This window comes from Desulfobotulus pelophilus (assembly GCF_026155325.1).
GTDB lineage: Bacteria > Desulfobacterota > Desulfobacteria > Desulfobacterales > ASO4-4 > Desulfobotulus > Desulfobotulus pelophilus.
This window is the reverse complement of record NZ_JAPFPW010000014.1, coordinates 49,562-72,919: the sequence shown is the minus strand read 5'-3', so window position 1 is coordinate 72,919 and position 23,358 is coordinate 49,562. Positions and strand designations below refer to the sequence as shown.

The following is a 23,358-nucleotide window of genomic DNA, read 5'->3' as shown; positions in this document are numbered from 1 at the left end:
CCATGATTCTTAAAGAGCTCCGGATCAGGGTATACCCGGCAAACCCATCCACCCAGGGCAATTTTTGGCCTTTATGGGGTTCTGTTTTCTGTTTCCTTATGGTTTTTGTTCTTTTATTCCCCACATCCCCTTCCTGGGGTCAAACCGTACGGAATCTTTACCTGCAGACAGACAGAGACTTCCAGAATCTGCAGAAAGACCCCGGAAAACGACAATACCGCTCCCACTGGGAAGATGTTGCGAAGGCATTCAAGGACGCTTATAATCAAGATCCTGACGACGGATGGGCTCCTGCCTCCCTTTACAGGGCTGCTGAAGTCTATCTGGGGCTTTCCCAGTTTTCAGGACGCCGTGAGGACAGGGACCAGGCCATTGCCCTTTTTCAAAAGGTGTTTCATGAGTGCCCTAAAAGCCGTTATAAATTCAGGGCCTCTGCCAAACTCAAAGAACTCAACGCCCCCCTTGCACCGCCAGCCCCCCCACCGTCGGCACAGGTGCCTCTCAAAACCACCCGGTCCACACGTCCCGATACGCCCACAACCGTAACAACAGCACCGGCTGCCACAGCATCTGCCCCCCCAGCCGCGACCCTGCCCGTTCCTGCTCCCCCCCCGGCCAGAGTCAAGGCAGAGGGAGAAGACACAAGCCATCTCGGAAAAATCCAGGGTGTCCGCTACCAAACCTATCCCAACCGGACCCGTATTGTTGTGGATGCAGACCGTGAACTTGCTTACTCTTTCAACGATCTTAACCGTGACCGTTCAACAGGGCTTCCACCCCGAGTATATGTTGATTTTAAACTGGCAACCCTTATGGAAGGCCTTACACCGTCCATTGACGTCCAGGATCCTCAGGTTAAAACCCTCCGTATCGCCCGCAATACGGCAGACAGGGTCCGACTGGTCATGGATCTTGACCAGTCCAGAGATTTTAAAGTTTTTCAGCTTTTTGATCCCCACAGAACGGTTATCGATATCTGGGGTACCACCTCCTCATCGGACAAAGCGGAACTCGCAGCAAGCATTCCGGCTGCAGCTCCCCCTGTACCCGCTGCCGTAAATGGAGGGGCCATCCGGCGTCAGCTTGCTCTCGGTGTCCGCCGGATCGTCATTGACCCTGGTCATGGCGGCAAAGATCCCGGGGCCATTGGGCATGTGAAAGGTGTTTTTGAAAAGGACATCAATCTGCAGATCGCCAAGATACTCGCTGAAAAACTGAAAAAAGAGCTACAATGTGACGTTATTCTTACCCGCACAGGAGATACGTACCTCACCCTTGAGGAACGTACGCAATTTGCCAACCAGCACAAAGCCGATCTCTTTCTCTCCATTCACACCAATGCGGCTATCAACCGCAATGCCTACGGCATTGAAACCTATTTTCTCAATCTGGCAACAGACGAAGAATCCATTGCCGTTGCAGCCCGTGAAAATGCGACTTCCACCAAAAACATCAGTGACCTACAAACCATTTTGAATGATCTGATGCAAAATGCTAAAATTAATGAATCCAGCAGACTGGCATCCTATGTTCAAAAGGGAATGGTTGACAGTGTCAAACCCCACTACAGTCATATCAGTGATAAAGGAGTTAAGCAGGCTCCATTTTATGTACTGCTGGGTGCCCAGATGCCCTCCATTCTCATTGAGGCAGGCTTCATCACCAACCCGAGGGAATGCCAGAGACTGACTAATCCACAATATCAGAGCCGTATTGCCGATGGCATTGTCGAGGGTATCCGACGTTACATACGGGAACACTTCCCCGACAATCCCTGATTAACAGATTCATAAAAAGATCACTATTTTTATAAGGAGTTTGCATGGAAGACTGTATTTTCTGTAAAATCATTGCCGGGCAGATACCCACAGAATTTCTTATGGAAACAGAAGATCTTGTTGTTTTTCGTGATATCAACCCCAAGGCACCTGTCCATCTGCTCATTGTACCGAAACAGCACATCCGCAGCATCAATGACATCCAGAAAAATCACAAAGAAGTGATCGCCAGCCTCTTTTATATCGCAAAAGAAATGGCGGCAAGGGAAGGAATCGACGAAAGCGGTTATAAACTGCAGTTTCATGTGGAAAAAGGGGGGGGACAGGAAGTTTTTCACCTCCATCTCCATCTCATAGGAGGCTGGAAGTTAACCACTTCCCGAACTGCAACCGGAACTCATAGCGTGTGATACATTGCTTTCCGGACTGAAAACACCACGGACCCCTGACGGGATCCGTGGTATATCAGAAAGACATTCCTTTAAAGAGTGTACAGGCGCTTCCCTCCTACCACAGGAATACCGCGGGCAGACAGATGCGTGACAGCCCCGTCCACATCATCAAAGCGAAAAATCATCACGGCCTTATCACCGCTCTGCTGCACAAAAGCATACATATATTCCACATTGATATTTTTCTCCCGCAGAATCTCAAGGATGTCATGCAGGCCGCCGGGACTATCGGTCACCTCCACGGCCACAACTTCGGTTTTACCAACGGTAAACCCCGCATCCTTAAGAACCCTGTCCGCCAGTACCGTGTCGTCTACTATCATGCGAAGCACTCCGAAATCGGCTGTATCGGCCAGAGAAAGAGCCCGTATGTTCACAGCGGATTCCTTGAGGATGGCTGTCACTTCCGCAAGACGACCTGCCTTGTTTTCCATAAAAATAGAAATCTGTTCCACCTTCATCAGCTATCCTCCTTATCACCGTTGTGAACGATCGTGTATCTCGTATGTTGGAAATCACCAAGGGGCAAAGCCTTGCATTACCTGCCCCATCGGAGAAGCCGTACACAGCCGGAGTTCATGTGCCAACCCTTCCAGCCGAAAGGCCCGTAAAAAAATCATCACAGGCCATACTAGCTTCATATACGCCGACGATCAATAACTCTCACGGCTTTTCCTTCACTCCGGGCAATACTCTTGGGTTCAACAAGACGAACTTTCGCTGAAATTCCAAGATATTCTTTAATATTTTTAGCAATCATACGTTCCAGATTCTGAAGGCCTCTTACCTCATCCGTGAAGAGTTTCTGGCTGATCTCGACCTTAACCGTCAAAATATCCAAGCTGTCTTCCCTGTCCACCTCCAACTGATAGTGCGGCTCGACCTCGGAAATAGTCATCAGAACAGACTCAATCTGAGAGGGAAAGACATTCACCCCACGAATGATCAGCATATCGTCCGTACGGCCGGAAATCCGCTCCATCCGTATCAGAGTACGTCCGCAGACACAGGGTTCCTCAATCAGTCTTGTGATATCCCTTGTTCTGTACCGGATAACAGGAAATGCTTCTTTGGTAATAGATGTGAAAACCAGCTCCCCGACCTCTCCGGGAGGCAGGCGCTTACCGGTTTCCGGATCAATGATCTCTGGAATAAAATGATCTTCAAAAATATGAAGACCTGCTTTCGCTTCATGGCATTCCACAGCCACACCCGGTCCCATGACTTCACTGAGCCCGTAAATATCCACAGCAGAAAGCCCGAGGTCGCCTTCTATCTGGCGGCGCATGGCCTCACTCCAGGGTTCAGCACCAAAAATACCATGGCGGAAATTCAGTTCTTTGAAATCAACACCCATTTCACGGGCAACTTCTGCAAGGTGCAAGGTATAGGATGGCGTTGCCGTTAAAATAGAAGGACCAAAATCTTTCATAATGGTGATCTGCCGTTTGGTATTCCCTCCGGAAACCGGAATCACGGTGGCTCCCAGTCTCTCCGCACCATAATGAACCCCCAGACCACCGGTAAACAATCCGTAACCATAGGCATTGTGGATAATATCTCCACGCCGGGCGCCCCCTGCGGACAGGGCCCTTGCCATCAAATTGGCCCATGTTTCAATATCTCTTGCCGTATATCCCACAACCGTTGGCTTGCCAGTAGTGCCGGAAGAGGCATGGATGCGCACAACATTTTCCTTGGGAACAGCAAAAAGACCAAAAGGGTAGTTGTCCCGGAGGTCCTGTTTTACCAGAAAAGGCAGCTTTTCCATGTCATCCAGACTTCGGATATCAGAAGGTGTCACCCCAAACTCGCGGAAACGCTCCCTATAAAAAGGAACAGTTGCATAGGAACGCTGCAAAGTGGCCTGAAGACGTTTCAGCTGTATGGCCTCCAGAGCTTCCCGGGGCAGAGTCTCAAACTCCATGTCATAAATCATCGGCTTTTCTCCTTGTCATCGCACATCCGGGAAAGGATACGCCCATACAAAAAAAAGCTGCGGGAGCGATCCTCCCACAGCCTTATTGTTATTCCGATTCCATGGGCGGCATAAACGGAGTACGTCTGCCCATTGGAATGGAGACCGAACAAAGAATGCTCAGCATCACTTTACATGGGCAGACTTACAAAAGAGAGAACCTGCCCGATAATATATTCGATTCCGCATCCTTCCCTCCGAATAAAATTCAGCGGGAATGTACCTGCCCCTGTAGAACTTGTCAATACCCTTGGGCGATCCATCAACTCATTTTCGTTTATTTCTGGTACTGCTTACAGATTTTGCCGGATCAAAGCGGATCAGATGACAAGACAGAATTCAAACTACAGATACAAGCTTCTTTATTCCATGCCTATCCCTTCAGTCCAGCCGTAAAAACTGGTTTGCGTTTTTCAAGAAAAGCCGTGGTCCCCTCCTTTGCATCTGCACTGGCCATACAGAGGGCAAAGGCATCGATTTCCATTCGGCACGCTGTCGCAAGATCCACATCCATGCCGCTGTTCACAACTGCTTTTGCAGCCCGCAGGGAAACCCTGCCTTTGGCGGCAATACCCTTTGCGGTTTTCATTACCGCCTCCATCAGTTCTTCAGGCTGGCAGACCTTATTTACCATACCGATGGCCATGGCTTCCTCAGCGGAGAGCATTTTCCCTGTAAAAATCATCTCTTTGGCCATATTTTTACCCACCAGCCTGGGTAGTCGCTGGGTACCGCCAAAACCGGGTATAATGCCCAGAGTAATTTCAGGCAACCCGAACTTTGCAGACTCAGAAGCATAGATGAAATCACAGGCAAGGGCCATCTCACTACCGCCACCAAGGGCAAATCCATTCACGGCGGCGATGACAGGAATGGAAAGATTCTGCAACTTACCAATGGCATCATGGCCCAGCTGGCAGAAAAACCTGGCATCCAGAGGGCCGAGTTTGGCAAGTTCAGAAATATCAGCCCCGGCTACAAAGGCTTTATCACCACTTCCCGTAAGAATCAGAACCCGAATACTTTCGTCCTGATCAATGGCATCAAGGCAGCTGGAAAATTCTGTCAGTAGAGCCGCATTCAAGGCATTCAATGCCTTGGGACGATTGAAGGTCAGGGTTGCGACACCATCTGCAGATGAATAAACAATGTTTTCGTATTCCATACTTTCCTCCTTGTTGGATAAACCCACCTCCGAAGCACCAGAATCCAGTGGGAACAGCAGCTGAACGTATTACTGGCATATTTATATCAGGCGTAAAACAAAAAAAGTGTCTTGTCAAATACCATGGCCCCGCAAAAAGTCCAGCCACTGCCGCCAAGCGCCGTGTATCGTATGATGCAAGGCTGATAAAACATTCATATCATATATGATTATGAATAAACACATGCTTTTGAGGACCCATCAGACAGGGTGTTCATGGAACACAGAAAAGAGTATCCTTCCATCCATTCAGAACATGAAACAGTGGCAAATCAGGAGTCTTCTGGTAAAAAATACAGAACCCATTTATTTTTTCAACGTTTAATGCTTATATCAAAGTCGTCTTTCTTCAAAAGGCTGACCCAAAAAATAACTTACCCATGTCATGAATACCCAACTTTTGCCCAGGGAGCACCATGGTTCTCCGGATTCTTATCCTGCTATCCCTTCTCCTCTCCGGTAACGGGGCCTATGGCTTCACGAATATTCCCCTTGCAGAACTGTCCCTTTCTCTCACAGCATCGGTAAAGGACGAAACCCAAATTCTGGAAGAACTTTCCAGAGATATCGAACATGAACAAAAACTGGATACCATTACCCAGTCGGAAATACGTGCTTTCCGCATCCTTGCAGCATCGCATCGCAATCTCATCCTTGCATCCCATACCCCCATAACAGACCTTGAGAGAGCAAGGGCTGATCAGCAGGCATCCATTACCAGCATGGACAACCATCTCCAGCGCATACAGCGGCAGCTGGAACGGATGGGAAACCTCCGTATGCAAACTGAAAACCGGCAGAAAATTACCCATGAACAAAAAGAGTCCCTTAGTCCTGAAGAAGATAGCAGTGCTGCGGCAGAGGAAGTGCGAAGTGCCCTGAGCGCCCTTATCACTCTCCTCGAGAAGAAACATGATCTGATCATTCAAATGGAAAAACGATTACACGAAAGAAAAACAGAGATACGGGAGCTCCGTCAGGATACGGAAGAGCTGTCACTGAGCCTGCAGAAAACACTGAGAGATCGGAGAGCCATTGAACTTTTTCAGAAACAGGAAGGATTCCGCGCTCTGCTGGACCCCAGCACACCCCTTGCCATCCTGCTTCAAATTCGCGAAAATGTCTTTCGCCTTCTTTCTCCGGAATTCTGGCAGTCGGAAATCAGCCCTCTGCTGCAAATTTCTCCCACCATTGCCATCCGCCTTCTCATTGCAACCCTTTTTCTTTTACCCCTTTTTCTGAGACTGCTCACACAACTTAAAAAAATGGAACGCCTCTACCCTGAAGGCTGGCGGACTGTCCTTCTGGAATCCACACGCCGCACCCTGCCCTTCATGGTAATGGCCATTGCCATGGAAGGCTGCATGTGGAGTCTTGCCATTCTGTCTGCCACAGGCTTTTTCAAAACAGCATCCTCATTTATGTGGTTCTTGGCGCTCTTCAGAATGCTCACTGCCTTTCAACAGGCATGCCAGAAGGAAAACCGGCCATCCCCTTCCCCGGAAGTCATGATCCTGCTTCGCCATCTCACACGGGCACAGGCTGTTTTTGTACCGGTACTGCTGGTGTCCATCTGGATTTTCCCACCCTCCAGTCCTCTCCTTTTCGTTGCAAGACTGAGCATGGAAATATTCATCGCAATGATCATTTTCCGTTTCTGGTCCGGGTGGGCTAAGCCAGCCCCAGAACAAAGTTCTCAAATTCCCAAAATTGGCCTTCACATCAGCACCAAAGCCATAGCCATAGGAGCTCTGCTGCTGGAGCTTTTTGGATACGGCACCTTTGCCCTTTTCTGGTACTGGGGATGGGGTGTCACTTTTATTGCCATAGGAGCCTATATTCTTTTACTGGCCGCCATCAAAGAATGGACACCTCCGCAAGCACTCAGTTCCGATGATAAAACAGCTGCCAATGCCCTGTTCTTCAAACGTATGGGCATTCAATCCCTGCCCTTTGTCCTTATCCCCCTTCCCATACTCCTCATCGCCAAAGCCTGGCGCCTGCACGAGAACATACTGCCTCTGATTTCCGGTCTTCTCAGCTATCCCATTACCTTTGGCAACATGCAGTTCAGCCTTCTGCGCTTCATACAGACCCTGAGCGTACTGATCATAACCCTTATGATCACCCGTTCTTTCAGAGCTTTTGTAGAAAAACGGATTCTTATGGAAAGCGGGATGGAGCAGGGGCTCAAGGCTTCCATTCTCACCCTGCTGGGATATCTGATCTGGGGCATTGGAATCCTTGCGGCCCTTCATGTGTTCGGACTGAACACCACAACCCTTACCGTTGCCTTTGGTGCACTGGGGGTGGGCCTCGGATTTGGCCTTCAGGCTATCTTCAATAACTTTGTCAGTGGTATCATTCTGCTTTTTGAACGGCCCATACAGGTAGGCGACGTCATTGAGATTGACGGCATATGGGCAACTGTCATGCGTATCAACGTCCGATCCACAGTAGTCCAGACCTATGACAATGCCACACTCATTATTCCCAATGCTGATTTTATCAGCTCACGGCTTATCAACTGGAGCTTCAAGGACCAGCGTATCCGGAGAAATATCGATATCGGCGTTGCCTACAGCTCCGATGTCCGTAAAGTGGAAAAGGTTCTCCTGGAAATTGGCAACAACACCAAACATGTGCTCACCTACCCTGCGCCGGATGTTCACTTTATGAACTTTGGCGACTCTGCACTCATCTTCCGTCTTCGCTTCTGGAGCACCCTTGATCATTTCCGCAGGGTTGAAACCCAGATCCGCTTCCAGATCACCGATGATTTCAGAAAAGAAAATATAGAAATTCCCTTTCCTCAGAATGATCTGCACATACGGTCAGACTATCGCTTTGACATGCAGAAAGCAGCCAGCCTTCAAAAAGACACCCTTTCGGATCCGACCGAAAAAAAACAGGATAGGGATCCTCCGCATCTTCTCTGAAGAGGTAGCCTGCATTTTTTCTGCAAACAACAGGCTTTTTTCCACAAAAAACGGCATCCTGGTATGCAGGATGCCGGCAAAAATCTCAAAATCCATTCAATCCGTCTTATCGTGAAATCTGGTCCGGGCGGATGCCCATTGCCCTGGCAACACCTTCCCCATATGCTGGATCGGCCTTAAAGCAGTTTCCGATATGCCGCATCTTGATTTCTGCGGGGGCATCTCCCATGGCTCTGGCCGTATTGCCGAACAGGATCTCCTGCTGTTCCTGCGTCATCAGCCGGAAAAGGGCTCCCGGCTGAGAATAATAATCATCGTCATCCCTGTGATTCCAGTGATCAGCCGCACCTTCCAGACTCAAGGGAGGTTCTGAATAATCTGGCTGTTCCTGCCACTCTCCGTAGCTGTTAGGTTCATATCCAAGAGTACTGCCATGGTTTCCGTCCACGCGCATGGCTCCATCCCGGTGATAACTGTGAAATGGGCAACGAGCCTTGTTCACGGGTATCAGGTGATGATTGACTCCTAGGCGGTAGCGCTGGGCATCACCATAAGAAAAAAGACGGCCCTGCAGCATTTTATCCGGAGAAAAACCTATACCCGGCACCACATTAGCGGGATTAAAAGCCGACTGCTCCACCTCCGCAAAATAATTATCCGGATTGCGGTTCAGCTCCATCACCCCAACCTCAATCAGGGGATAATCTTTATGTGACCAGACCTTGGTCAGATCAAAGGGATGGTATGGGCAGGAAGAAGCCTCTTTCTCCGGCATAACCTGTATGAACAAGGTCCATCTGGGATAATCCCTGTTCTCAATGCTCTCATACAGATCCCTCTGATGGCTTTCCCTGCATTTTCCGATCAGAGCTTCCGCTTCCGCATCCGTAAGATTCTGAATTCCCTGCTGGGTCTTAAAATGAAACTTTACCCAGAAACGCTCATTGGTGGCATTGATCATACTGAAAGTATGGCTTCCAAAGCCATGCATATGACGATAGCTGGCAGGTATACCACGGTCACTCATGGTTATGGTAACCTGATGGAGGGCTTCCGGCAGCGACGTCCAGAAATCCCAGTTATTTGTGGCACTGCGCATATTGGTTCTGGGGTCCCTTTTCACAGCATGGTTCAGGTCAGGAAATTTCAAAGGATCCCGTAAAAAAAAGACCGGCGTATTGTTACCAACGAGATCCCAATTTCCTTCTTCCGTATAGAATTTCAGTGCAAAACCACGAATATCCCGCTCCGCATCCGCAGCACCCCGCTCGCCGGCAACCGTACTGAAACGGGCAAACAATTCGGTCTGTTTACCCACTTCAGAAAAAACCTTTGCCCGGGTATAAGAACTGATATCATGGGTTACCGTAAAAGTCCCATAGGCGCCGGAACCTTTGGCGTGCATCCTTCGCTCCGGGATCACTTCCCTGTCAAAATGCGCCAGCTTTTCCAAAAACCAGATATCCTGCAGAAGCATGGGGCCCCGCGGACCTGCTGTCAGCACATTCTGATTATCGGGTACGGGAGCTCCTCCATTGGTTGTCAGTTTTCTTTTGTCATCTTTCATGCATCCTTCTCCTTTGGTATAAAGTATGGGTGCCTCAAGAAAACCGGGAACAAAAACTATAGTCCGCACGAAAACATACAAAGTCAAAAAAACACATATCAGCGGACTATTCAGGTCAAAAAAAGCTGTAAAGAGATTTTTTACAGTGGCAGAAACACAAAAAAGAGGCAAGTCTTTCTCATATCCCGAACAGTTCAGGATGATGAAAAACCTGCCTCTTTGGTAACGCCACTTAAACGGGAATCTATGGAAGATTACCTGAAAAAGACCCCGTTACACAAAACAGAATTCAATTTTCTTCGATTCTTCCCACATCGTTTTTAACCACGTAGAATCCTGCCAGACTCAGAAGAGCCACGCCGACCAGAAGACCCAACCCCACACTCCCCGTGAAGCCAAGCATCAGGTAAGCTACCCCGGCAATGGCTGCGGTAAAAAGAGCATAGGGAAGCTGGGTCAGCACATGGTCCATATGATGGCAGGAGGCCCCCGTTGAGCTCAGAATTGTCGTATCGGAAATAGGGGAACAATGGTCACCGAGGACAGCACCTGCGAGAACAGCGGCCAGAACAGGCAGAAGCAGGTCAGGTGCTACCTTTGCTGCAATATCTCCGGCAATGGGAAGCATAATACCGAACGTCCCCCAACTCGTACCCGTGGCAAAGGCCATTGCACCAGAAATCAGAAACACCAGTACGGGAATCAGGGCAATGGGAATGGTGCCATCTATCATTCCAGCAAGATAAACACCGGTCTGAATGGCTTTAATGACAATGATAATAGTCCAGGCAAACAGCAGAATCCAGATAGCCGGAAGCATGGCCCGTGTCCCCTCAACAAGAGCGGAAGCATAGGTCCGGGCACCATGACCGGCCAGCACCATTCGACCGAAGGTCACTGCCAGCCCGGCAAGGCCACCATAGACAAGGGATTTTGCCACATCCGTGTTTTCAAAGGCTCCCAGAAGAGTGAAGGGTTCATCACCCATCTCACTGGCTCCGGTCCAGATCATGGCTGCTGTTGTAGCCAGAATCAACACAAGAATGGGCTGCACAAGATCCTGTACGGATCCCTTGCCCTGGTCATCCACCGCTTCAATATTCCCCGCTATAGGTGTTCTGTCCGGATCATACAATTGCCCGCCTAATGCCCTTTCTTCATGAATTCTCATGGGTCCGAAGGACCGCCCTGTCCAGGCAACAAAAAAAACCAGCATCAGGGAAAAAATCGCATAATAGTTCATGGGTATCATGGACATGAAGGTACCGAGGGGAGAATGGGATGCCATAAAGGAATGGGCAGCCAGCACACTGCCTATCAGGGCAATAATATAGGCCCCCCAGCTTGAAACCGGTGAAATGACACAGATAGGTGCAGCCGTGGAATCCAGAAGGTAGGCAAGCTTTGCCCTGGAAATTCTGTAACGATCCGTCACGGGTCGGCTGATGGAGCCCACGGCCAGACTGTTAAAGTAGTCATCAATGAAAATAAACACACCAAGAATGGCCGTCAGCATACGGGCTCCCCTGCGGGAGGCTACACGCTCCATGGCCCATTCACCAAAAGCACGGCTACCACCGGAAAGGGCAATGGCCCGAGTCATGATACCAAGCAAAATCAGGAACAAAACAATAAAAACATTCCAGGTATTCACTCCGCCGTCTTCCCAGAAAAGGGAAAGAACAATGGAGCCAAGGTAAGAGAGAACTGCTCCCGGAGAGAAACCGCAGAGCATCAGTACGCCCGTGATAATGCCCAGGCCCAGAGAGATCAGAACTCTCCGGGTAAGGACTGCCAGAATAATGGCAATGGCAGGAGGCAACAGGGACCACGCCGAAGTATCGTAAGCAATCAGTTCCATAGCAGTATTTCAGAGCCGCATCAAAGCAGCCTTCCTTTCCTCAGGTCATGAAAAATTCCATCCTTGGTGTACAGACTTCCGCAGACTGCTTTTCTAGGCCACCTTTAATTTACGCTCCAGCAGTGCAAGAAGCTGAGAGATCACAAAGGTCAGTAAAAGATAAATCAACGCTGCTCCCACAAGAAACTGCACATAATCATAGTACCGCGCACCCATGACCCTTGCAGAATACATCAGCTCACCAGCACCAATGACAGAAACCAGAGAGGAATCTTTCAGTAGAATGATAATTTCATTACCGAGGGGTGGAATAATTCTTCGAAAGGCCTGTGGAAGAATAATATGGCGCATGGCCTGCCCATGGGTCATGCCCAGAGAACGCGCTGCCTCCATCTGCCCTTTGGCAATACCTTCAATGCCTGACCTGACAATCTCTGCCACATAGGCACCGGAATTGAATCCGAGGGCGATCACTCCGGCCATCAGAGGATCCGGAGTCATGCTGTTACCCGTTATTGCCATATAAATCTGGGGCACCCCGAAATAGACAAAAAAAATCTGCAGCAACATGGGGGTTCCCCGCAGGACATAGACATAAATCCCACTGACAATTCGGAATGTGGTATTCCGGGAAACCCGGCCGATACCGGCCACACAGCCAAGGATAAACCCCAGAAGAATGGCCCCCAGCGTCAGCTGAATTGTTACCACTGCCCCTTTAACCAGAAACATCCTATGCTGCCAGAGCAGCGCAAAATCCAACTCCATACTCTGTCTATACCCTTCTTATCAATACAAAATGTACTCTTCGGAATACCTCAGCTTCGTTTCATGCCCAGGCCCGATACAAAAAAAAGCGAAAAAGCCTATTACCCGATGAAAGCCTGCATTAAGTACCCGTTTCTGCAAAAATTACGACATAATCGTTTGATGGTGAAAAAACGAATTCAAAACTCCATCGGGAGCAACGTACAGTCAATCAACATGCGACCATACACAGTACCATACAACGCCCTTTTTCAGGCAGGTATCCAATCGCCTGGGGGAATGAACCTTGCCCCCAGGCTGAGATGGCCCATGAGCCCGAATCAGACACAGGGGGAATTCAGGGGCCATCACATGGCTTACCAGGCCACCTCATTTTCTAGGTGAATTCTGTTTTTACACGTTCCACTTTTCCCGCAACTCATCCAGTTTGCCAGACTTCATAACATGTTCAAAAGCAACATTCAGAGCCTCAAGAAATTCCGGACATCCTTTGCGGATTACCGCAGCCACTTCTTCATAATTCAGTGCTTCGTCCAGCTGAACAAAGCCAAATCGCTGCACATAATTTTCTGCTATAGCCACATCCAGCACAACACCATGGGAAGCTCTGTTCCGAAGCATCATCACAGCGGTACTGGCATCATCCACAATACGGGCAGTTGCTCCCTCAATGGATTGAGCCGCTTCGGCACTTGTGGACCCGATCTGTGCGGATACGACCTTTCCTTTCAGGTCTTCAATGCTCCGGATACCGGAATCAGGGTTCACAAGAACCACCTGTCCGCTTTTATAATAGGGAATGGTAAAGTCCACACTTTCTCTGCGCTCATCCGTCACTGAAAAGCTGGACATACCAAGCTGAACCTGACCGCTGCGCACAGCAATAAGGATGGAATCGAACCCCATACCCTGCAGTCTGACCTGAAGACCCATTTCTTCCGCAACAGCGCGAATCAGATCAATATCAAAACCAACAATATTTCCCTTATCATCGATGCTCTCAAAAGGAGGATAATCCGGACTGGTGCCCACAATAAAAAATCCGGATGACTGAATCTGAGTCCAGGTACGGCATTCGGCCATCGCAGCCCCCGCCCAGACCAGCATCATCAGACTTACCAATACAATTGTTCCACACCGCTTTATCATTTTACCTCCTCCGCACAGATATGGGTTTCAGGAAAAATTCAGAGTTCCGTAAAAACAGCTCTGAGAAAAGAATTGAAAGTATCTCGTTTCAGTGTAAAAGGACTTACTAAGCGTCTGACCCCTTCTTGTCAAGCGACTTTCTTCTTGGGATCCGATAGGTTGTCAAATGGTCAGACCCTTGACCCAAAACCTGTGCCTGCATGTCCATGTTTCAGCTTTATTTTCTGACTTTATCCAAATGACGCTTGATTTTTTTGCTGCTGTCCGTACATTTTATACCCAACTGTCTGTTCGCTGGCAAGGCAGCCCGGATCATTGCCGGTGAATACCCTGTCCCCTACCCATTTCATTCCACGGAGGCTCCATGACACAGTCCCAAACCACTCTTTATACCAGCGGTCATCAGGGAACGGAAAGCGAATTTGGTCGCCTTGCTCAAAGCTATGGTATTCAGGAAGTTCATTACTCATGGCCTGGCCGCTCCATCGAACGCAGTAATGCCATGCAGGTTCTTGATGAAACGACCCTGGCCAAGGGAGATGTCAGCATGGAGATTGTTTCCAAACGCATGGGTCGTGGCTATACCAAAGCAGACACCATACGTAAGGTCATGCAGCTGCTCTTTCACACCATTAACCATGGTCATCAGGTACTGGCCGTAGGGTGGATCCAGGATGACGGTACCGTAAAAGGAGGCACGGGCTGGGGAGTGGAGCTGGCCAAGTTTTTTAACCGCCCCCTTTCCGTATACGATCAGAAATCCATGGAATGGTTCTCATGGAAACAGAACCAGTGGATAAAAGAAGCGCCGGTCATTACCCATACAACGTTTGCCGCCACAGGAACACGGCATCTGACCGATGAGGGACGCGCTGCCATAGCCGATCTTTTTGCCCGTTCTTTTAAAAAATAAAAGTCATAGAGATTACGATGGTAAAACTCTGTTACCATCATCCAACTGGCAAACCCCGTTCCTGCGTTCGGTCAAGCAGAACGGGGTGTTTCCTCCCCTTCATCCGCAAGAGCAGAAAGAGACCTTATGACACTGTCGCTTCAGGATCTTCTGAATGAAATCAAAAAGAATCCGCGTTTTCCCCAAGCGGGCATGGTTCTCTGCCACAATGGCGTAGTACGTGAGACCAGTCGCGATGGCAGAAAAGTTACGGGACTTCGGGTCAGCGTGGATTCCTCCCGCCTGGCGGAAATTATCCATAAGGCAAAAGCCATGCCCGGCATCCTGGATGTACTTGTACATATATTCAAAGACAAGCCTCTGAAAGTCGGAGATGATGTCATGTACATCGTTGTGGCAGGGGATATCCGTGAACACGTGATCCATGCTCTCACATCCACACTGGAATCGATCAAAAAAGAAGCCACTCAAAAAACGGAATTCTTTTAACTCCCCGACAGACCAGACAGAGGCATAAGGAAAACAATGTCCGAACTGACACACCTTGATAACGAAGGACGGGTACGGATGGTAGATGTATCCGATAAACAACCCAGCCTCCGACGCGCCAGAGCAGAAGGCTCCATTCATATGAAACCGGAAACCCTCAGCCAAATCCTTTCCGGTCAGGGAAGAAAAGGCAATGTTCTTGAAACCGCACGCATTGCGGGCATTATGGCTGCCAAACGCACGGCAGAGCTCATTCCCATGTGCCACCCTCTTATTCTGACAGGAATCCGTGTAGATTTTACAACAGACAGAAACCACAACTGCATAGGCATTGAGGCAGAAGTGAAAACCTTTGACAAAACCGGTGTGGAGATGGAAGCGTTAACAGCCGTAGCCGCCGCCGCTCTCACCCTCTATGATATGGCTAAATCCATGGACAAAACCATGGAGATTTCCGGCATACGGCTTATGGAAAAAGAGGGTGGAAAGTCCGGCATGTTTGTACGGAGCAGCCTGTGACCCTACCTCTTCAGGATGGATGCGGCAGGCCCGTCACCTATCTGCGCATTTCCATAACAGATCACTGCAATCTTAGGTGTCTCTACTGCACTCCCGAAAAACCCAATCCCAGGCTTTCCCATCAGCATATTTTGCGCTTTGAGGAAATTCTTGTAATTGCTCAGACAGCCCTTGATATGGGAATCCGTAAAATACGCATTACGGGCGGAGAACCCCTGATTCGAAAAGGCGTCTTTTCTTTTCTGAATCATTTGGGAAAACTTCCGGGTCTCCGCCGTCTTGCCATCACCACGAATGGTGTACGGCTGGCTTCTACCCTTAATCAGCTCGAGGAGGCCGGAGTTCATCAACTCAACATCAGTCTGGATACCATGGACCCCGGCAAATTTGCCCGCATCACAGGCAAAGACTGCTTCCATACCGTGTGGGAAGGGATAGAAAGAGCCGTTGAATCCGGTTCTTTCCGGATCAAACTCAATGCCGTTGCCCTTCGGGGAATCAATGAAAAAGATTTTCTTCCACTGGCCTCCCTTGCCCGTCAATGGCCCGTCAGTGTCCGCTTCATTGAGGAAATGCCCATCGGTCATCGCCACAACAGGAACCACCGCCCCATACTGGTACCCGAAATCCGACAGATTCTGGAACCCCTCGGCCCTCTCTCACCCATCAGCAGCGAAGCCGAAGACGGTCCTGCAAGCCGCTTTTCCTTTCCGGGAGCCATCGGAGAAATCGGCTTCATCCCGGCACTGAGCAGACATTTCTGCCACAATTGCAACCGCCTCAGACTCACTGCCGATGGACGCCTGCGGCCCTGCCTTCTTTCCGATGAAAGCATGGACATAGGAGGCCCCCTGCGCCGGGGAGTACCCAATAGCAGACTGCAGGAAATATTACGGGAAAGTCTAAAGCATAAAGGCGCGGAACATCACTTTAACCCGGAGAGCGCAGATCAGGTTGACACGGCTATGATACGAATCGGCGGATAGCCCCAAAAGCCTGTACCTGCTTTTGGGGAAACACACAGTCTTTCAGCGGAAGCGCTCTACCCCTTTACGCGGACAAAGGGCAGCCACAGGACACCGGCTGCACCATGGGGAGACTGGTCGGCAGAGGGTCTGACCAAAAGCCACAAGAATCTCATTGTAGGCAACCCAGTACTCAAGGGGCAGCTTGGCCCTGAGTGCCATTTCCGTTTTTTCCGGCGTAGGGGCTTCCACATAGCCCAGTCGGTTGGAAATGCGGTGAACATGGGTATCCACACAAATGGCTGGAATACCGAACCCTTCCACCAGAACAAGATTGGCTGTTTTGCGCCCCACCCCCGGCAGGGCCAGCAGCTCCTCCATAGAATCCGGAACACCGCCTTCATACTTTTCCACGAGAATGGCAGCGATGGACATAAGTCGCCTGGCTTTGGTCGGGTAGAACCCCACGGGAAAAATCAACTCCCGTATACGCTCCTCACCCAGATTCAGCATACGCTCAGGAGTATCTGCCCTGCTCAAAAGTCTCCGTGCCGCTGCTTCCGTAACCTCATCCTTGGTCCGCAGGGAAAGAAGTGTTGCCACAAGAACACCGAAAGGCGTTGCACCCGTTGCCGCCATAAGACTTATGACAGGAGCATTCCACTCCCTGTAAGCCTCCTTCAAAATTTCCATGAAACGATGAATACAAAAGTTCGAACCGGACATTGTACTCCATTCCTTAAGAAAAAACGTGACCTTGCAGCCCATTTTCGTGTATCAGCCAGACTGTCCATTTCAATGGCGTCAGATGCAGGACAAAATGATGTCACAACCCGCAAGAGAGGAGCCCATCATGAAATTTTTCTTTGCATCCGGTTACCAGCTTTTTTACGGCTTTCTCATCCTGCTGTCCCTTGCTTTTGCCCTGTTCGGCATACTGGTGCTACGAATTGCCTACCACCTTGAAGAACCGGGCTACTTTATCCTGTTTTTCTTTGCCGCCAATTTCATCATACTGCTCAGTATTACCTTTGCCATCATTTCCTTCTTCCGGATTCGTACCTTCCGCTCCCCTCCATCGGAAAACAAAGATAATAATGGACAGAGCTCTCCCGGTGATCACAGCACGGGAGAAAAGAGACCTGCAAAACGAACGGCAAAACGATAAAACCACAAAGGTTTTGGCAGGCTTTGAGCATTGACCTCACAGGAAACGTTAAAATCTCTCTGCAGCATCTCCCCGACAGTCTCCGCCACTTTTGAGTCCGCTGCAATCAGCGTGATTTCAAAGTTCAGATAAAAGGATCTGTTATCGGCATTGGCCGTACCAACGGCTGCAAACTGATCATCCACCAGCATCACTTTCTGGTGCAAAAACCCCGGAAGATACCGAAAAATACGAATGCCTTCCATGGCCAGTTTCTGCAGATAGGCATAACCGGCCAGATGAACCAGCCAGAAATCCGAACGGGATGGAAGCAGAATACGTACATCCACACCCCGTAGAGCGGCTGTCTGCAAGGCCTGCATCACAGCATCGTTGGGAACAAAATAGGGGCTTGCAATCCAGACTCTTTTTCTGGCAGCCAGAATGGCATTCACAAAAAAAAGGGAACATGCTTCGAGATTGTGGGCAGGATCCGTGGGTAGAACCAGAAGAGGGGTACCCATCCCCTCTTCATTTTCCGGATCCCTACGCAGAGAAAGTGTCGCTCTTGTGGCCCAATACCAGTCCCCTTCAAACACCCGCTGGACCGCAAGAACTGCCGGCCCCCGTACGCCCATATGGGTATCCCGCCAAAAACCGAACCTCCTGCTTTTCCCAAGATACTCCCTTCCCACATTATGCCCGCCCACAAAAGCTTCCCTGCCGTCCACCACAACAATTTTACGATGATTGCGGAAATTCAGCTGAAACCGGTTAAAAAAACCCCTGCGGGTAAAAAAAGGCCGGAACTGCACACCCGCATCCCTCAACCTGCGACCATACCCGGCTTTCAGTTTACGACTGCCGATCTCATCATAGAGAAAATACACCCTGACGCCTGCCCTGGCTTTTTCCATGAGAAGCTTCTGCAGTCGCAGGCCCAGAGCGTCATCCCGCACAATAAAAAATTCCAGCAGAATATAATTTTCCGCTTCTCCTATGGCTGAAAAAATGGCTTCAAATGTAGCCTTCCCATTCACAAGAAGCCGAACCTTGTTGCCACGGGTAAAAGGTGCTCGTGCAAGACTTTCAAATAGCCGGTATGTGTCCGGCTGATCTTCAGGAGAAAACGCACGGTATCTTTCCAGAGTCTCTATCTGCTCCTTCACTTCACGGGCTTTTTCCAGGGAGCCCTGCCGAAGAGCCTCCAGATAACCATGAAACTTATTTCTTCCGAAAACCCAGTAAAAGGGCAGCGTCAGCCATGGAAAAGTGATCAGTGCAATCACCCAAGCCACTGCCCCCTGGGAACTTCTGGCATACATCACAGCATGAATCGCCATGAGAATGGCCAGAACCTCCACAACGGTAACCAAAACAGCAATCAGCGTAAGCATATACCCATCCAGACAGTTCATAAGCAGGAAAAGGAATGACGCGCAGCGAGCCTTTCACCCAATAGTACTATTGTATCTATATAATGAGTATAAGAAATACAATCCTTAACCCTGCCAGTACACCGGTAAGTAACCACCCCAGCACTACCCTCACACGAAACCGTGGGGACAGGTTTCGTACACGGCTCATTGTCCATCCCTGTCCTCATTTTACAGGAAAAGCGTTCCGACTGACGATGGCCGGTTTTAGTCCTCCTTGCCCGCTGCCGACAACAGTGACAAAGCCTTTTCCGCCGGTACCAGGTCCGGCCTTGTCTACGGGAACAGCCAGAATTTGTACTAACCGGTTCGTCTCGTGCACAGCGGACAGTGATTATTATCTTTTTTAATCAGCCCTGATTCATAAAAAACCAAAGCACGTTCCCACAGCGGGGCGGTTTTTTATGATTAAAAATCCCTTATGGAAATCCGCATATTTCGGGTATCCAGAACAGGCGGATCGGTACGGGATTGATTGATGGCAGCGGGACGGTGGAAGGCTGCAGATGTGCGAGTGGAGGTGACTTGTCATTTTTCAGAAACGTAAACCTTGCAGAATACCATTCTGAATCCAAAAGTTGTTCCGATAAATTCCAGCTGCGTCAGTTGAAAAACTGGGATTAATTAAAAACAATAAAAAAAAGGTTTACAGCTCTAAGCTGTAAACCCTTACTTTTTATGGCGCGCCCGGAGGGATTCGAACCCCCGGCCTGCGGATTCGAAGTCCGACGCTCTATCCAGCTGAGCTACGGGCGCAGAGTTTTTTATGGGGTGAGTAGAGGGGCTCGAACCCTCGACCCCAAGGACCACAACCTTGTGCTCTGCCAACTGAGCTATACCCACCACAAAAACGAGATTGCTTATATCTGTGGCGGTAAAAAAATGCAAGGCTTTTTTTCTTTCATCCGGAAAAAGAAAGGACCTTTTAAAAGGAAATCTTGACCCGGAAGGCCTTATGCACTAATTCATACAGGATTCCATGGCGTTCGACCTTCTAAATCTGGAGGTTCTTCCCAAACGAACGCCTGCCACATGCACACTTCTCCAACGGAGCCTTGCGGTATTTTGAAAGAAATTATTCTCGGCACAGCCGGTCATATCGATCATGGGAAAACAAGCCTTGTTCGTGCGCTTACGGGAACGGACACAGACCGACTGAAAGAAGAAAAAAAACGGGGTATCACCATTGAGTTAGGATTTGCCTCTCTCAACCTCCCGGACGGCAGACGTCTCGGGGTTGTGGATGTACCCGGTCATGAAAAATTTGTCAAAAACATGGTTGCCGGTGCTTCAGGCATCGACATCGTTGCAATGGTCATTGCAGCCGACGAAGGCACCATGCCCCAGACCCGTGAGCATTTGGAAATATGTTCTCTACTGGGCATCCGCCAGGGTATTGTGGTACTCACCAAGTGCGATTTGGTGGATGAAGAATGGCTCGAAATGGTCACGGAAGATGTCAGAGATTTTCTTTCCGATAGCTTTCTTGCCGAAGCACCCATCATCCCTGTTTCCTCCCATACGGGTCAGGGCCTGGAAGAACTGATTCGTACCATCGCCCATATGGCCTATCTGGTACCGGACATCCGTAACACTACCGTTTTCAGACTCCCTGTAGACAGAGCCTTCTCCATGAAGGGCTTTGGTACCGTGATTACCGGAACCCTGATTTCCGGTTCCGTCAGCACGGGCGATACCGTAATGGTATATCCCGCCCTGACCCAGTCCCGCGTACGGGGACTGCAGGTTCACAACAACAACGTCACGGCAGCGGTATGCGGTCAGAGAACTGCCATGAACTTTCAGGGCCTGGATCTTTCGGAAGTGCAGCGAGGAGATGTCATTGCCCCCGTAGACGCTCTGAAAAATACCTTCATGGTGGATGCGGATTTTCACTATCTGCCCAGCAATGAAAAGCCCCTGAAAAACCGCACCCGCGTCCGTTTTCATACGGGTACCAGCGAAATCACAGCGCTCACCATTCTCCTTGACAGGGATACCCTGTCCCCCGGAGAAAAAGCACCTGTCCAGTTCCGTTTTGACACTCCCATGGTCTGCGTTCGGGATGACCGCTATGTGGTACGCTCCTACTCCCCTGTCCGAACCATCGGGGGCGGCACCATACTGAACCCCGTACCCCGAAAGCACAAACGGTTCCAGGATTCAATCATTGAGGGGCTCAACCATCTCAGTGAGTCCGGAAGTGAAGAAGCCGCTGCCTTCCACCTGCTTCAGGCGGGGGCTGTAGGCTCCACCCTCTCCGACCTCAGACTGGTGACCAACCTCTCGGAAAAACAGCTGGGCGGAATCCTGCAGAAACTCCTTTCCAACCGGACCATTCTGGTTATGGATAAGGAAGCCAAAAGCTATATTCATGCAGATGCCTTTACAAGGCTCTGCTATTTTGCAACGGACTACCTGGAAAAGTTTCATCAGTCCCACCCTCTGAAAGAAGGCCTGCCCAAAGAAGAGCTGAAAAGCAAGTTCCCTTCCTATATTCAGCCTCGCCTTCTCAACCAGATCCTGAACCAGCTGGTAAAAGATGGGCAAATGGTACAGGAAGAAGAAATTGTCCGGCTCAGCACCCACAAGGTTGCCCTTCAGGTGGATCAGGAAGCCCTGCGGGAAAGAATTCTCGCCGTCTACAAGGAAGCGGGCATCACCCCTCCCTATTTCCGGGAAATAGTAAGAACGCTGGACAAGGGACAGGCCCAGGCAGCTCCGGATGTGATGAAAATTCTTATCCGGGAAAATCTCATGGTCAGGGTAAAGGAAGAACTTTATTTTTATCGGACTTCTCTGGATGAACTTCAGGAAAAAGTAGTTGACTTTCTCCTTCAAAATGAAGAAATGAATCCAACTCAATTCAAGGAAGTCTGCGGCGGTATTGCACGAAAATATGTCATACCGCTCATGGAATATTTTGACGGCATTCACCTGACCATCCGCATCGGTGACACACGGAAGCTCAGGAAACAGAACCCAATGGAAAGATAAACTTTTTCTAAAAAACAACGCCCATAAGGACCCACCATGCACAATGACAGGGATACAGAAAATTCAAAAGAGGAAACCAGTTCCTTTGGCATCTTTGCCACCCGTCAGGCAGGCAAGGCAATCTTTTTTACTCTTTTCGGGCTATGGCTTACCGGTACTATTTTCGGGATCATGCGGTCAACAGACAGCCCGAATCCCATTGAAGCAGCACCTTCCCTGTCTTCCAGCGACAGGGAAGGCCAGAGCATCATACGCCCAGGAAGTGAAGGACATGTTCAGACCATCACTCCCAGAGAAACCACCCGGACTGAAATGGCTGCAGAAACTCCTGCCCGGTCTTCCCGTGCAGCATCTTTGCCTCCACCCAATACGGCTACTTCCCAGAATGTAGTCGGCTGGGCTTTTGTGGAAGCAGCCATGCAGCCCATGCATCACGAGCTGTATGAACGATTCTGGGGATGGCGGCCCAATGATCTGATCCGCCCCACGGACAACGTAAACAACTTTCAGCTGGGTACCCTTGAGGTCACACGAAGAACAGCCGTGAAGCTGGCCGAGGATATTTCCCGAACCGGCAGCACGGCTTCCTTCAATACGCATCTGGAGCAGGCCATGAACTGGTTCATGATCCGCCCCACTAAATTCTGGTTTCCATCAGCAGAGTCAAAATATAAGGCAGGACTCAGGGAAATGGGCCGCTACCAGGAACAACTGGCCAAGGGCGATGCCAATTTTTTCAACCGTTCCGACAATCTCATCCCTCTGCTCATTGCCTATAAGAATCTTCTGGGCAGCTGCAATGAGAACCTCATCAAAAGCCATGAAAGCGATGGACGGCCTGTCAGCTTTTTTAAGGCTGACGATTACTTCTATTATTCCCAGGGAGTAGCCAATGCCATGTCCATCATTCTTGAAGCTGTAGAACATGATTTTTATCCCATGCTGCAGAATCGAGACGGGCTGGACAGCCTGCGCAAAGCCATCTATTACTGCAAAAAAGCAGAAGAAATCAAACCACTTATTATTTTAAATAGCGACATGAGCGGGCTTCTCGCCAATCACAGAGCCAATCTTGCCACCCACATATCTCTGGCTCGCTTTTACATTAGTGTTCTGATAGCAACCATTTCCACCTGATCCTACCCAAAAAAGACAGGTAGAAACCGGCATAATCCCAGCTCCTTCCGTCGGTTAGT

At 49.7% G+C, this 23,358-nt stretch carries 19 protein-coding genes and 2 tRNA genes; 10 read left to right on the top strand and 11 right to left on the bottom strand.

All coding sequences use genetic code 11. The features are described from left to right. Positions 1–2 precede the first annotated feature (2 nt). Both OOT00_RS12010 and OOT00_RS12005 read left to right on the top strand, forming a co-directional pair. The gene (locus OOT00_RS12010) at positions 3–1,778 is read left to right on the top strand and encodes an N-acetylmuramoyl-L-alanine amidase (RefSeq protein ID WP_265425618.1); all 1,776 of its coding nucleotides are present in this window, start codon (positions 3–5) and stop codon (positions 1,776–1,778) included. Positions 1,779–1,822: 44 nt separating this feature from the next. Next, positions 1,823–2,188 (top strand): histidine triad nucleotide-binding protein, encoded by a 366-nt coding sequence (locus OOT00_RS12005; protein ID WP_265425617.1) that lies wholly within the window; start codon positions 1,823–1,825, stop codon positions 2,186–2,188. 71 nt (positions 2,189–2,259) lie between these two features. On the opposite strand, the gene OOT00_RS12000 is transcribed toward OOT00_RS12005, so the two are convergent. The 3 genes from OOT00_RS12000 to OOT00_RS11990 all read right to left on the bottom strand — a co-directional run bounded on the left by OOT00_RS12000 (position 2,260) and on the right by OOT00_RS11990 (position 5,373). Beyond that, positions 2,260–2,691 (bottom strand): ACT domain-containing protein, encoded by a 432-nt coding sequence (locus tag OOT00_RS12000; RefSeq protein ID WP_265425616.1) that lies wholly within the window; start codon positions 2,689–2,691, stop codon positions 2,260–2,262. 176 nt (positions 2,692–2,867) lie between these two features. Beyond that, on the bottom strand, positions 2,868–4,169 hold the full coding sequence (locus OOT00_RS11995) for a phenylacetate--CoA ligase family protein (RefSeq protein WP_265425615.1): 1,302 nt from the start codon (positions 4,167–4,169) through the stop codon (positions 2,868–2,870). 412 nt (positions 4,170–4,581) lie between these two features. Beyond that, entirely contained in the window at positions 4,582–5,373 is a 792-nt protein-coding gene (locus OOT00_RS11990; protein ID WP_265425614.1) for an enoyl-CoA hydratase/isomerase family protein, read from the bottom strand. Between the two features lie 455 nt (positions 5,374–5,828). On the opposite strand from OOT00_RS11990, the gene OOT00_RS11985 reads away from it, so the two are divergent. Next, on the top strand, positions 5,829–8,351 hold the full coding sequence (locus OOT00_RS11985; RefSeq protein WP_265425613.1) for a mechanosensitive ion channel family protein: 2,523 nt from the start codon (positions 5,829–5,831) through the stop codon (positions 8,349–8,351). A 106-nt stretch (positions 8,352–8,457) separates the two neighbouring features. Here OOT00_RS11985 and OOT00_RS11980 read toward each other — a convergent pair whose 3' ends face one another. The 4 genes from OOT00_RS11980 to OOT00_RS11965 form a co-directional block, all read right to left on the bottom strand. Further along, complete coding sequence (locus OOT00_RS11980) at positions 8,458–9,918, bottom strand: catalase (protein WP_265425612.1); 1,461 nt, start codon at positions 9,916–9,918, stop codon at positions 8,458–8,460. 289 nt (positions 9,919–10,207) lie between these two features. Continuing rightward, positions 10,208–11,779 (bottom strand): Na+/H+ antiporter NhaC family protein, encoded by a 1,572-nt coding sequence (locus OOT00_RS11975; protein WP_265425611.1) that lies wholly within the window; start codon positions 11,777–11,779, stop codon positions 10,208–10,210. Between the two features lie 93 nt (positions 11,780–11,872). Beyond that, positions 11,873–12,547 (bottom strand): amino acid ABC transporter permease, encoded by a 675-nt coding sequence (locus OOT00_RS11970; RefSeq protein WP_265425610.1) that lies wholly within the window; start codon positions 12,545–12,547, stop codon positions 11,873–11,875. Positions 12,548–12,940: 393 nt separating this feature from the next. Beyond that, positions 12,941–13,696, bottom strand: coding sequence for a basic amino acid ABC transporter substrate-binding protein (locus OOT00_RS11965; protein ID WP_265425609.1), 756 nt, complete (start codon positions 13,694–13,696; stop codon positions 12,941–12,943). A 364-nt stretch (positions 13,697–14,060) separates the two neighbouring features. Between OOT00_RS11965 and OOT00_RS11960 the strand changes: the two genes are divergently transcribed. The 4 genes from OOT00_RS11960 to moaA all read left to right on the top strand — a co-directional run bounded on the left by OOT00_RS11960 (position 14,061) and on the right by moaA (position 16,603). After that, positions 14,061–14,609: a hypothetical protein gene (locus OOT00_RS11960; protein WP_265425608.1), complete on the top strand. Its 549-nt coding sequence runs from the start codon at positions 14,061–14,063 to the stop codon at positions 14,607–14,609. Between the two features lie 126 nt (positions 14,610–14,735). After that, complete coding sequence (locus OOT00_RS11955; RefSeq protein ID WP_265425607.1) at positions 14,736–15,098, top strand: molybdenum cofactor biosynthesis protein MoaE; 363 nt, start codon at positions 14,736–14,738, stop codon at positions 15,096–15,098. 36 nt (positions 15,099–15,134) lie between these two features. Further along, positions 15,135–15,617: a cyclic pyranopterin monophosphate synthase MoaC gene (gene moaC / locus OOT00_RS11950; protein ID WP_265425606.1), complete on the top strand. Its 483-nt coding sequence runs from the start codon at positions 15,135–15,137 to the stop codon at positions 15,615–15,617. Continuing rightward, positions 15,614–16,603, top strand: coding sequence for a GTP 3',8-cyclase MoaA (gene moaA, locus OOT00_RS11945; RefSeq protein WP_265425605.1), 990 nt, complete (start codon positions 15,614–15,616; stop codon positions 16,601–16,603). The genes moaC and moaA overlap by 4 nt, the downstream gene beginning before the upstream one ends. Positions 16,604–16,645: 42 nt before the next feature. Here moaA and OOT00_RS11940 read toward each other — a convergent pair whose 3' ends face one another. Further along, positions 16,646–17,308 (bottom strand): endonuclease III domain-containing protein, encoded by a 663-nt coding sequence (locus OOT00_RS11940; RefSeq protein ID WP_265425604.1) that lies wholly within the window; start codon positions 17,306–17,308, stop codon positions 16,646–16,648. A 127-nt stretch (positions 17,309–17,435) separates the two neighbouring features. On the opposite strand from OOT00_RS11940, the gene OOT00_RS11935 reads away from it, so the two are divergent. Then, positions 17,436–17,750 (top strand): hypothetical protein, encoded by a 315-nt coding sequence (locus tag OOT00_RS11935; protein ID WP_265425603.1) that lies wholly within the window; start codon positions 17,436–17,438, stop codon positions 17,748–17,750. Here the strand turns inward: OOT00_RS11935 and cls are convergent. From cls to OOT00_RS11920, 3 genes are all read right to left on the bottom strand, one after another. Then, positions 17,702–19,126, bottom strand: a complete 1,425-nt coding sequence (cls, locus tag OOT00_RS11930; RefSeq protein ID WP_265425602.1) for a cardiolipin synthase — start codon at positions 19,124–19,126, stop codon at positions 17,702–17,704. The two genes, OOT00_RS11935 and cls, sit on opposite strands and share 49 nt — an antisense overlap. A 718-nt stretch (positions 19,127–19,844) precedes the next feature. Then, positions 19,845–19,921, bottom strand: a tRNA-Arg gene (locus OOT00_RS11925). Positions 19,922–19,932: 11 nt separating this feature from the next. After that, positions 19,933–20,008 (bottom strand) — tRNA-His (locus OOT00_RS11920). A 222-nt stretch (positions 20,009–20,230) separates the two neighbouring features. Between OOT00_RS11920 and selB the strand changes: the two genes are divergently transcribed. Together selB and OOT00_RS11910 are read left to right on the top strand one after the other, a co-directional pair. After that, a complete protein-coding gene (selB, locus tag OOT00_RS11915; RefSeq protein ID WP_265425601.1) occupies positions 20,231–22,162 on the top strand; it encodes a selenocysteine-specific translation elongation factor in 1,932 nt (643 codons plus the stop codon). Between the two features lie 36 nt (positions 22,163–22,198). Next, positions 22,199–23,299, top strand: a complete 1,101-nt coding sequence (locus tag OOT00_RS11910) for a DUF2333 family protein (protein WP_265425600.1) — start codon at positions 22,199–22,201, stop codon at positions 23,297–23,299. Positions 23,300–23,358 lie beyond the last annotated feature (59 nt).